The organism is Nonomuraea sp. NPDC049646, from assembly GCF_044465525.1.
GTDB lineage: Bacteria > Actinomycetota > Actinomycetes > Streptosporangiales > Streptosporangiaceae > Nonomuraea.
Window position 1 is genome coordinate 729897 of record NZ_JBITLU010000001.1, and the last position, 10558, is coordinate 740454.

Consider the following 10558-nt stretch of genomic DNA (forward strand, 5'->3'; position numbering starts at 1 on the left):
CGTCGCCGCTGTAGCGCGGCTTTACGTTGCTGCTGTTAGCGACGAGAACATGCTGTCCGTGGTCCTGTGCCTGCGGGCGCGGAGCCTCGGTCTGGGCCGCAGCGCCGCCTGGCTCATCATCACCGAGGGCAGCAGGGGCGTCTCTCCCCCGTCACCGCTCGCAACGTGGCGCAGGCGTACGTCGGCGGTTGGGCCGAGATGGCGAGCAGTCGTACCTGTCCGTCTGCCACGCCTGCACCTCGTATCAGTGTTTTCGGTGGTCACTGGGATGCGTCGGGTTTTCGGTGGGGGCGATGCGCGCGCACCTGGCCCTCCGGATGCATCGTCGAACCGCTTCGTACCCGTGCCGACCGCGTTCTCCCGTGAAGGAATTCGGCCTGGGGCGGTAAGTACGGGTGACCGCATACGCCAGGAAAGGTCGGTATGCATGACAATCCCTCGCGAAGCAGTCGAGGTCGACGACGCGCTCCTCATCGAGAGGTCGCTGAACGAACCCGAGATCTTCGCCACGTTGTTCGACCGGCACGCGCCGCTCCTCCACCGCTACGTAGCCAGACGGTTGGGCCCCAGCGAGGCGGAGGACGTCGTGGCCGACACCTTTCTGGCCGCCTTCCAGCACCGCGGCGGCTACGACAGGAATCGCCCCGACGCCCGACCGTGGCTGTACGGCATCGCCTCCAACCTGATCGGCCGGCGGCGGCGTACCGAGATGAGCCTCTACCGCGCCTACGTGCGCAGCGGCGTGCACCCCGCGGAGCTGTCCGGCTCCCGGGTCGAGGACGGGGTCAACACCCTGGCCGTCAACCGCCCGCTGGCGCTGGCCCTGATGGAGCTCGCACCGGCCGATCGCGACGTGCTGCTGCTCGTCGCCTGGGCCGAACTGAGCTACCAGGAGGTGGCCGACGCGCTGGCCATCCCGCCGGGAACCGTCGCCTCGCGACTCAACCGGGCCCGTCTTCGGATCCGGCAAGCCCTGAGTGAACAAGGAGAACGCCGATGGACGCCCTGAAGGCCATGTGGCAGACCGTTCCCCCCGCCACCCCGGCCGAACTCGCCGGCGCGCGGCAGCGGCTGCTCCGCAGGATGCACCCGCGGCGACGCGTCGTCACCGGCCCTCGGCTGCTGGTCGCGGCCGGGGTCGCGGCGGCACTCACCGTCACGCCGTTGATCGTCGCAACCGGGCCCGCCGCCCACGCGGTGACCAGGGGCCCGGACGGCACGGTCGAGGTCACCGTCAACGAGCTGCGCGATCCCGCCGGTCTTGAGGCCAAGCTCGACGCGGTGGGCATCAAGGCCGACGTGACCTTCCTGGCCCCGGCCACGCAGTGCGCGGGCCCGCGATTCACCGGCGCGGACCGCGCCTACGGCGGGGAACCCGCTTCGAACGCGAGCGAGCTGCGTTCACTGGTGGAAGGGTCGCGATCGTACAAGGCCACCCGGGTGAAGTCCGTCCGGACGATCGAGATCTTCCCGCAGTACATCAAGCCGGACGAGACGCTCGTGGTGGAGTTCCGCGACAACAGGGACCCGCAGATGCCCTGGCGACTCGGCGCGTGGCTGGCCCAGGCGGGCACCCCCGTGAAGCCGTGCACGCCCGTCCCGGGCGCCCAGTAGAGGCCGCCGCGGGCCGGTTCACCACCGCTCTGCCCACCGTTCTCATCCTCCCGGCCGGTGGCCGGCGGCAAGCGGGGCGGACGGCAGCTCGCGGAGGTGGATGGCGGCGTGCCAGTACGCCGGGTTCCCGGGCACGGTCCACGCCCTCTGCACCACCGCTCCGAGCCCGGACGCGTCCCAGGACCCCGAGCCGTACCGGCTCAGGTCCGCCAGGATGGCGTCGTGCACCGCCCCGAACCGGTGCAGGAGCAGCGACGCGGGGAGGCGCCGGCCCGCTTCCACGCCGCCGAGGTTCAGCGCCCGCCCGACGGCGGGGTCCTCCCAGCGTGGATCGAGGCTCCAGTGCGACCGGCCGGCGGCGGCTTCGGTCAGCACGGCCAGGTTGATCTCGTCCCACATCAGGACGTGCGCGATGAGGTCGTGCAGGGACCGGCAGAAGTCGCCGAGCGGCCCGGAATCCACCAGGTGGTCGGCGTCGAGCTGCTGCTCGCTGAGTCCGGTGACGCGAGCGAGGAGGAGGTCCCGATCGGCGTTCAGGCGGCCGATCGCCTCTTCCGGGGACAGGATCGTCACGGTGGTTCTCCCTCGATGAAGTGGTTGGGAGGACTTCAGCACCACCGCGACCGTCCGGCCAGCGGGCTGACGGATGCGATCAATCGTGCTCAGCGCAGCAGCAGCGACAGCACGTCCTTGCCGAGCTCCTCCAGGACGCCGGCGGCGAGCCGGTACCGCACGAACCGTCCCTGGCGGGCCGTGGTGGCCAGTCCCGCCGCGGCCAGGGCGCGCAGGTGCCGGTTCACCTGGGTCGGGTCCACGTTCCACAACATGGCGATCTCGCCGGCCGTCCGCGGTTCGGTGGCGATCGCGCGGGCGACCTCCAGGCGGCCCTGGTGGGCGAGGGCCTCCAGTCGTCGCCGCACCACGGCGGCGGAGGGCACGGGGAGGCCCGCGTCGACCGGGTGCAGGACAAGGAGCGGCCGGCCGGGAACGTCGGCCACGTACAGGTGGGGACGGATGAAGGTGCTGGGCGCGACGACCAGCCCGCGCCGGGACACGTCATGACGGGCGGCCTGGATCTTGGCGATGCGCACGGCCACCCCGGCCGGGGCGAGCTCGACGGCGGGGTCGAGGGCGGCGAGCGCGGGGCCGGGCCCTTGCCGGGACGCCAGGTCGGCGAAGCGCCGCGCCCGCCCGGCCAGCGCCGGCCGGATCCGGGTCCACTCGGCCTCGAACCACTCCTGCCGGCTGCGACGCAGGAACGACAGGAAGTCCGCGGCCGCCTCCCGCGGACGCCTGACCAGCGCTTCGACGCGGGCCGCCACCGCCGGATCCCGGGCGCGCGACCACCGGAGCGCGACCTGCCGGTCGCCCGAGGGCGCGATCGGCCGCAGCAACTGGCCCGCCAGCTCCCGGGCGGGCATGGCGTCCAGTTGTGCGAGCCGGTCGTCGAAGCTGTCCGCCGGGGGTTCGGGGGTGACGAACGGCGTGGCTCTGATGGCCTGCGCCGTCCACCACCACGATCGTGTCCAGGCCGCCAGGCCGGGGCTCATCGCCGTGAGGATCTTCGCCGCCCAGTCGTCCAGGCCGTGGTGACGGGGGTCGCGCAGGACATGCAGCGCCGAGCCGAACTCGGTCATCGCCGACACCGCCGGCAGCAGGGTCCCCGCCTGCATGCACCGGTCGAGGCCGGTGATCACTGTGGGCATGGCACCGATCCCATCATCCCCGCGCGGTGGACGGTCACCGGGCCGAGCGGAACGCCGTGGCCCCGCAGGCACCGGCGGCGCGGGATCCGCTCGCGGGCAGCGCCGCGCTGACGGTGACGCCGCCACCGGGGACCGCGTTCGCCGACAGCCCGCCGCCCAGCGCAGCGAAACCGGCACGCCGGACGCGCAGGCGATCGGCGAGCCGTTCCGGCAGCAGGCCGGCGCCGTCGCCGCTGACCGTCAGGCGCAGCCCGCGCGCGTTCGCGGTGAGCGCGACGCCCACGGACCGCACCGAGCCGTCCTCCGCCAGGCCGTCCAGCACGTCGAGGATCGTGGCACGGACGAGCTCCGCGACGCCGCCGGGCAGGGGCCCGGCGGGCAGCGCCCAGACCTCCACGACGATGCCGGTCGAGCCGGACCAGCGTTCCAGCTCGTCGCGGGGATCTCACAGGGCCGCAGGGACGAGTCCGTCCAGAGGCATGGTCGCCATCTCAGGCCCTGCGGAGGCCGGCGAACTGCAGGCCGGTGAAACCGGCCACCGCCACCGCCTGGACGATCACGTAGGCGACGCCCAGCCCGGTCAGCGGGAACCACCCGGCGATCAGCGTCTCCGCGCTGGCCGCCACCCATGCCACGTTGACCGCCATCACCGCGATCACCGCCGCCCTGCTCACCACCGGACGGGCGGCGAGGCGGAGAAGGCTCGCGGCGTAGGCCACCAGGAACACGCCGGCCGGCACGAGCAGGGCGGCGGGCAGGCCGAACATCGAGCCGGAGATCGCGGCGACGGCCAGGAAGAGGAGCCCGTTGGCGCCCGACCCGATCGCGTCCTGCCTGAGCGCGAAACGCAGCAACTTGGAGCCGGCGGCGGCGGTGGGCGCGGCGGCGAGGGCTGCCATGATCAGATCCTTTCGTCGGTGCGGGATGCCGTCATCCCTGCTGCCGTCGAAGCTACGCAGGCCGGTGGCGCGCCGAATCTGTCATCGTGACGGTAGCGCCAGGTCACGGCCATTGCTCACCACCACCACCCGGAAGGGGCAAATGTCCGTTCCGCTAGATTTTCGGCCATGTTGTATGGGCGGGCTGCGGAGCAGGCGCAGGTGGACCGGCTGCTGGCGGACGCCCGGTCCGGGCGCAGCGGGGTGCTGGTGGTGCGCGGGCAGCCGGGCATCGGGAAGTCCGCCCTTCTCGGCCACCTGACCGAGCGCGCCGCGGGCGTGCGGGTGCTGCACGGGGTCGGCATCGAGTCCGAGGCGGAGCTGCCGTACGCCGCCCTGCACCTGCTCCTGCGCTCCGAGCTCGACCGGATCGGCGCGCTGCCCGAACCGCAGGCGGGGGCGCTGCGAGGCGCGCTGGGGCTGGGCGCGGCGGCTCCGGCGAACCGGTTCCTCGTCGGGCTCGCCCTGCTCAGCCTGCTCGCCGAGATCGCGGACGACGGGCCGCTGCTCTGCCTGGTCGACGACGCCCAGTGGTTCGATCGGGCTTCGGCCGACGCCCTGACGTTCGTGGCGCGGCGGCTGGACGCGGAAGGCGTCGCGCTGGTGTTCGCGGGCCGGGAGGAGTTCGACCCGCAGGGGCTGCCCGAGTTGTGGCTGGACGGCGTCGACCGCGAGGCCGCCGTCGCGCTGCTGGCCGAGTCGGCCGGGGACCTGGCGCCGAAGGTGCGTGACCGCGTCCTGGCCGAGGCGGGCGGCAATCCGCTCGCGCTCCTCGAACTGCCGTCCGCGTTCACCGCGGAGCAGCAGGCCGGGCAGCCGAACCCGTTCACCGCGATCCCGGTCGCCGGCCGGGTGCAGGAGGCGTTCCAGCAGCAGATCAGGGCGCTGCCCGGCACGGCGCGGACGCTGCTCGCCGTGCTCGCCGCCGACGACACCGGCGACCTCGGCATCGTGCTGCGCGCCGCGCGGTCCTTCTCCGCCCGGCTGGCGGACCTGGAGACGGCCGAGCAGGCCAAGCTGGTCACGGTGAACGGGGCCACGGTGACCTTCAGGCACCCGCTCATCAGGGCCGCCGCCTACCGGAGCGCGCCGTTGACGTCGCGGCTGGCCGTGCATCGCGCGCTCGCCGAGGCGCTCGACGGCGGCGAGCACGCCGACCGCCGGGCCTGGCATCTGGCCGCGGCGGCGACCACGCCCGACGAGGACGTGGCGGCCGAGCTGGAGTCGGCCGCCGAGCGGGCGCGCACGCGGTCGGGCTATGCGGCCATGGCCGCGGCCTACGAACGGGCCGCCGAGCTCACCCCCGGCACCGCCGGGCGGTCGGCCCGGCTGGCCGCCGCGGCCGTGGCGGCCAGCGACGCGGGACAACTCGCCCGCGCGGGCGCGCTGGCCGGCCGGGCCAGCGAGGAGATCAGGAACCCGCTGGCCCTCGCCCACCTGACCCAGGTGCGCGCCCATCGGGAGTTCGAGGAGGGCAGCCCCGCCACGGCCGGCGAGCTGATCATCGCCGGCGCGGAGCGGGTCGCCCCGCTCGACGCGGAACGGGCGGCCTACCTGCTCGTGGAGGCGATGCGCTGCGCGTGGTACGCCGGTGACCCGGGCCTGGCGGCGCGGGCGGCGAAGCTGCTCAGGGCACTGCCCGAGGTGGGGTCTCCGCTGGTGAGCGGCGCGCTCGGGCTGTCCGCACTGGCCAACGGCGAGCTGTCGGAGGCCGTCCCGCTCATGCGGGGGCTGGTGCTGGCTCCCGATCTGTCCGGGCTTCAGGTGCCTGGCCTGACCTTCATGGCCGGGCTGTGCGCGCCGATCGGGCGCTACGGCCTGGCCGAGTCCGTCGCGGCGCGCGTCGAGGCCGAGTGCAGGGCGCACGACATGGGGGGCTGGCTGACCGTCGCGGTGGAGATCCGGATGGAGGCGCAGATGCTGCTCGGCAGGTATCGCGAGGCGGCGTCCCGGCTGGAGGAGAGCCTCGCGGTGGTCGGCGACCTGGGGCAGCGGAACGGAGCCGTCGTGCTCGCCGCGCTGCTCGCGGTGACGCGCGGCGAACTGGGCGACGAGCCCGGTTGCCGGGCGGCGGCCACGGCCGCGCTGGAACAGGCCAGAGCGTGCGGGCTCCGCACGGCCGAGGCGGTGGCGGTGGCCGGGCTCGGGCGGCTGGAGCTCGCGCTCGGCCGTCCGGAGGCGTCGCTGCGGATCCTGGAGAAGATCTCGGCCGCCGACGCGCCGGTGTCCGTCTTCTCCGCTCCCGACCGGATCGAGGCCGCGGTCAGGGCCAAGGAGCCCGAGCTGGCGGGCGAGCCGCTGGCGTACTACCTGGAATGGGCGGCCGGCGTCGGCGTGCCGTCCGCCGATGCGGTGGCGCTGCGCTGCCGCGCCCTCGTCGAGGACGACGAGGACCTGTACGAGCAGGCCGTCCGGGCGCACGAGCAGGGCGAGCAGCCGCACGAGCAGGCCCGCACGCGGCTGCTCTACGGCGAGCGGCTGCGGCGGGCGCGCCGGCGCGCCGCCGCCCGCGCCCAGTTGCGCGCCGCGCTGGAGACCTTCGACCGGCTCGGCATGGCGCTCTGGGCCGAGCGGGCCCGCGCGGAGCTGCGCGCCACCGGCGACGTGCCCGCCGCGCCGCGCCGGCCGGACGACCCGCTCAGCGTCCTCACGGCGCAGGAGAGGCAGGTGGTACGGCTGGCCGCCACGGGCGCGTCCAACCGCGACATCGCGGCCCGGCTGTACCTCAGCCCGCGCACCGTCGGCTACCACCTCTACAAGGCTTTCCCGAAGCTGGGCATCTCCTCGCGGGCGGAGCTGGCCGGGATCGTCGCCTGAGCTCTGAGGTGCGATCACCTGGGTGAATATCCGAATCCCTATGGCTTCGGGTCTCATATCGCTATTGGACATCCCGCTGCCGCCTCTGGTCTTCTGGTCGCGCTCAGGAAGATCGAGATCGGGGAGTCGGGATGAGACACGTTCGTCATGGCGGGCTGCGCACCAGGCTGGGCGCCTCCGTGCTCGCGGCCTGCACGGCGGTGGCGGCCGTCGCGGGACCGGCGGGGGCCGACGCCGCGCGGCCGGAGAGCGGCCAGGCCGCCGTCAGGAAGGAACTGCGCGCGCTGGAGACCTCCTACCAGGGACGGATCGGGGCCTACGCGATCGACACCGGCACCGGGAAGACCCTCTCCTACCGGGGCGGCGAACGGTTCGCCGGCGCCTCCACCTTCAAGGCCGTCCTGTGCGGCGCCATCCTGGACAAGGCCCGGACGAGCGACCCCGGCCTGCTGGACCGCACACTGCGCTGGACGGCCAAGGACGTGGTCGTGAACTCGCCGATCAGCGGACGTCCGGAGAACGTCAGGAACGGCATGACGGTGGACCGCCTGTGCCACGCGGCCGTCACCGCCAGCGACAACACCGCGGCGAACGTGCTCCTCAAGCAGATCGGCGGACCCGCGGGGCTGACCCGCTACTACCGCTCGCTCGGCGACCCGGCCGGGCGCCTGGACCGCTGGGAGCCGGAGCTCAACGACTGGAAGCCGGGCGAGAAGCGCGACACCGTCAAGCCCGCGTTCATGGCCCGCAACCTGCGCAAGCTCAGCCTGGGCGACGCGCTCGTCCCGGAGGACCGGCAGCGGCTGAACGGCTGGCTGCGGGCCAGCGTCACCGGCGCCGAGCGCATCCGCGCCGGGGTTCCGCGGGACTGGGTCGTCGGCGACAAGACCGGGGGCGGCGCCGGCGCGTACGCGCCGGGCAACGACATCGCCGTCGCCTGGCCGCCCTCCGGCGCGCCGGTGATCATCGCGATCTTCACCCATCGCACCGACCCGGCCGCGACCATGGACAACAGCGTGATCGCCAAGGCGGCCGCCGTGCTGGTCCGCGGGCTCGGCCTGGCCGGGTAGCGGCGTCACGGCGGCGGGGCCGCGCCGGGCCCGGGCTCATGAGCGGCAGGTCCGGGCGGCACGGGCCTTCAGGAGCTGCGCCGCAGCTCCAGGAGACCTTCGGCGATCCTGCCGACGCCCTCGGCGATCACGTGCTCGTCGGCGGTGAGGCTGATCCGGAAGCACCGCCTGGCGTGGGAGGCGGCCGTGGCGTCCGGCGTCGGGTTCGCGAAGAAGTGGCGGCCGGGGACGACGAAGACCTTCTTGGTCTTCATCAGCCGGTACAGGGCCATGTCGTCGAACCAGTCGTGATCGATCCAGAGCCAGCAGAACATGCCGCCCTCCCCGGCGTGCAGCCGCCAGGTGACGGACTCGGGCAGGAGGTCGGCCAGCAGGCGTTCGGCGTACAGGCGGCGGGCCCGGTAGAACGGGTTGATCACCGTGGCGGCGAGCCGGTCCAGCAGCCCCGAGGACAGCGCCCTGGCCGCCACCCGCTGCATGAGCTGCGGCGCGTGCAGGACGGAGTTGGCCATGAACGACACCATCGCGCGGACGTAGCGGGACGGCCCGATCGCGAATCCCACGCGTTCGGCGGGCATGCCCGCCTTGGACAGGGTGAAGCAGTTGATCAGGTGGTCGTCCCACTGCGGGCCCACCCGGGAGGCGGCGACGCGCGGGAAGGGGGCGCCGTAGGCGTGGTCGACGATCAGCGGCACGTCACGGCGGCGGGCCACGTCGAGCAGCCGGGCGAGCTCGTCGCCGTCGATGCTGCGGCCGGTCGGGTTGCTGGGACTGGACAGCAGGAGCATGCCGATCTCGGGGCAGCGTTCCAACGCCTCGAAGTCGAAGGCGTAGCGGAAGGACCGCTCGCCGGTCAGCTCGATCTCGGGGGCGATGCCGGTGACGCCGTCGGGGTCCGTGGACAGGCCAAGGTAGCCGGGGTAGTCGGGGGTCATGGGCAGGACCACGCGCTGGAACGAGCCGTCGGCGGTCTGGCCGGAGAACAGCGCGGTGGCGATGAAGAAGAGCATCTGGCTGCCCGGTCCCACCACGACGTTGTCGGCCGTGATGCCCCAGCCGTAGCGGGCGTTGAAGGCGGTGACGATCTCCTCGACCAGGGTGGGCATGCCGCGTGAGGGCCCGTAGCGGCTGCTGGTCGCGGCGAAGTCCTCGGCCACGACGGTTGCGGTCAGGTCCCGCCAGGCGTCGATGACCTCTTTGATCTGGGCGGGGTTGCCGATGCTCAGGTTCAGCCAGTCGGACGCGCCCGAGGCGGTGGAGGTCGCGACGTCCTCCATGATGCTGCGCAGGCCCGACATGTCAGACATCTTCTGGCCGCTCCGCGATAACTTCATTCTTGCGTGTCCCTTCTGGGATCTGGCCCGCCGCCGGCGCACACCCGCGGTTTGTCGTGATCAAGCGAGTCCACCGCATTAGTCGTCGCCGCACAAGACGGTGGCGCACAAGACGGTGCCGCCGCACAAGACGGTGACGGCGCGCGCCGGCACGGGCCGCCCGCGCCGCCTGGTGGGGCGCACGAAGGTCCAGGTCGCGGGGCCGAGAGCCGCGCCTCCGAGAAGGGATCGCCGGGATCAGGACCGCGGCTCCTGCGGGCCGGCGGCCGCGGCGGCCCAGTACTGGCCGATGCTCTCCTCCATCAGGCGGGCGGCGAACACGGCGTCGTCCGCGCTCTCCCCCCGCCGCAGACCGTGCTCGGCCACCGCCAGCGCCTGCCGTTCGAGCTCGTCGGACTGCCCGCCGCCGTAGTAGACGACGAACTCCTCCGGCACGTCGAGCCCGGTCTTGGGCAGGCGGGCGAGCATATCGTCGCTGTCGGGAAAGTAGCGGACCATGTCCCAGTACAGCGCGAGCGCGGCGTCGGCCTGGGTGCCGAGGAGGCTGAGCCAGCCCCACGTCCCGGCGACCTGATAGGCGGCGGGGTCGGCAGGCCAGTGGCGCAGGCGTTCCTCGTCGAGGTCCAGGGCGGCCATCACCCTGCGCAGCTTGGGCCGGGCCCGGTGGATCAGGCCGAGCATGTCGTGGAAGAACTCGACCGCGAGCGGGTGGGGATCGCGGGCGATCAGCGTGGCGAACGCCGCGATCTCGGCCTGGTGGCACTTGTGGGTCACGCCCACGAGCTGCCTGACGTGGTCCATCGTGAGCGTCCCGTCGTCCATGCGTTCGAGGAACCGGTTGCATACGGGGTTGTCGTCCCGCATCTGCCGCAGCCGTCGTACGGCCTGGCCGGCCAGGGGGGTGGGCTCGAAGTCGGTGTACATGATTCTCCCGTCGTCGATGGGACGTGCGTCCGCCTCCCCTCTGCCAACCGGGTCTGACGTGGGGCTGATCGTGCTGTGACAGGGCTCTGACGTGCGCGGCGGTCGCCGTGTGCCCCCACGGAGGGCCGGGTAGGGGCGGCCGCCTGGCCCGCGGA

At 73.3% G+C, this 10558-nt stretch carries 10 protein-coding genes; 4 read left to right on the forward strand and 6 right to left on the reverse strand.

The genetic code is table 11. From position 1 onward, the window contains the following. The first annotated feature begins 427 nt into the window (after positions 1-427). Complete coding sequence (locus ACIBQ8_RS03305; RefSeq protein WP_397168659.1) at positions 428-1009, forward strand: RNA polymerase sigma factor; 582 nt, start codon at positions 428-430, stop codon at positions 1007-1009. Next, complete coding sequence (locus ACIBQ8_RS03310) at positions 997-1614, forward strand: hypothetical protein (RefSeq protein ID WP_397190903.1); 618 nt, start codon at positions 997-999, stop codon at positions 1612-1614. Before ACIBQ8_RS03305 ends, ACIBQ8_RS03310 begins: the two co-directional genes overlap by 13 nt. A gap of 42 nt (positions 1615-1656) precedes the next feature. Here the strand turns inward: ACIBQ8_RS03310 and ACIBQ8_RS03315 are convergent, their stop codons facing one another. From ACIBQ8_RS03315 to ACIBQ8_RS03330, 4 genes are all read right to left on the reverse strand, one after another. After that, on the reverse strand, positions 1657-2187 hold the full coding sequence (locus tag ACIBQ8_RS03315) for a hypothetical protein (protein ID WP_397190904.1): 531 nt from the start codon (positions 2185-2187) through the stop codon (positions 1657-1659). A gap of 89 nt (positions 2188-2276) precedes the next feature. Then, the gene (locus tag ACIBQ8_RS03320) at positions 2277-3320 is read right to left on the reverse strand and encodes a DUF5937 family protein (protein ID WP_397190905.1); all 1044 of its coding nucleotides are present in this window, start codon (positions 3318-3320) and stop codon (positions 2277-2279) included. Positions 3321-3354: 34 nt separating this feature from the next. Next, positions 3355-3717, reverse strand: a complete 363-nt coding sequence (locus ACIBQ8_RS03325; RefSeq protein WP_397190906.1) for a hypothetical protein — start codon at positions 3715-3717, stop codon at positions 3355-3357. 94 nt (positions 3718-3811) lie between these two features. Further along, positions 3812-4219, reverse strand: a complete 408-nt coding sequence (locus ACIBQ8_RS03330; protein WP_397168668.1) for a hypothetical protein — start codon at positions 4217-4219, stop codon at positions 3812-3814. A gap of 168 nt (positions 4220-4387) precedes the next feature. Here ACIBQ8_RS03330 and ACIBQ8_RS03335 point away from each other — a divergent pair, with 168 nt between their 5' ends. Together ACIBQ8_RS03335 and bla are read left to right on the forward strand one after the other, a co-directional pair. After that, positions 4388-7075: an ATP-binding protein gene (locus ACIBQ8_RS03335; protein ID WP_397190907.1), complete on the forward strand. Its 2688-nt coding sequence runs from the start codon at positions 4388-4390 to the stop codon at positions 7073-7075. A 131-nt stretch (positions 7076-7206) separates the two neighbouring features. Next, positions 7207-8145 carry a class A beta-lactamase gene (bla, locus tag ACIBQ8_RS03340; RefSeq protein WP_397190908.1) on the forward strand — a complete coding sequence of 313 codons (939 nt, stop codon included), beginning with the start codon at positions 7207-7209 and terminating at the stop codon, positions 8143-8145. 68 nt (positions 8146-8213) lie between these two features. Here the strand turns inward: bla and ACIBQ8_RS03345 are convergent, their stop codons facing one another. Together ACIBQ8_RS03345 and ACIBQ8_RS03350 are read right to left on the reverse strand one after the other, a co-directional pair. Further along, positions 8214-9479, reverse strand: coding sequence for a valine--pyruvate transaminase (locus ACIBQ8_RS03345; protein WP_397190909.1), 1266 nt, complete (start codon positions 9477-9479; stop codon positions 8214-8216). 237 nt (positions 9480-9716) lie between these two features. Continuing rightward, the gene (locus tag ACIBQ8_RS03350; protein ID WP_397168672.1) at positions 9717-10403 is read right to left on the reverse strand and encodes a hypothetical protein; all 687 of its coding nucleotides are present in this window, start codon (positions 10401-10403) and stop codon (positions 9717-9719) included. Positions 10404-10558: the final 155 nt, after the last annotated feature.

Bases quoted from the DNA above. Each gene is read 5' to 3' on its own strand.
- ACIBQ8_RS03305 (WP_397168659.1), top strand. From the start codon at position 428: ATGACAATCCCTCGCGAAGCAGTCGAGGTCGACGACGCGCTCCTCATC.
- ACIBQ8_RS03310 (WP_397190903.1), top strand. From the start codon at position 997: ATGGACGCCCTGAAGGCCATGTGGCAGACCGTTCCCCCCGCCACCCCG.
- ACIBQ8_RS03320 (WP_397190905.1), bottom strand. From the start codon at position 3,320: ATGCCCACAGTGATCACCGGCCTCGACCGGTGCATGCAGGCGGGGACC.
- ACIBQ8_RS03330 (WP_397168668.1), bottom strand. From the start codon at position 4,219: ATGGCAGCCCTCGCCGCCGCGCCCACCGCCGCCGCCGGCTCCAAGTTG.
- ACIBQ8_RS03335 (WP_397190907.1), top strand. From the start codon at position 4,388: ATGTTGTATGGGCGGGCTGCGGAGCAGGCGCAGGTGGACCGGCTGCTG.
- bla (WP_397190908.1), top strand. From the start codon at position 7,207: ATGAGACACGTTCGTCATGGCGGGCTGCGCACCAGGCTGGGCGCCTCC.
- ACIBQ8_RS03345 (WP_397190909.1), bottom strand. From the start codon at position 9,479: ATGAAGTTATCGCGGAGCGGCCAGAAGATGTCTGACATGTCGGGCCTG.
- ACIBQ8_RS03350 (WP_397168672.1), bottom strand. From the start codon at position 10,403: ATGTACACCGACTTCGAGCCCACCCCCCTGGCCGGCCAGGCCGTACGA.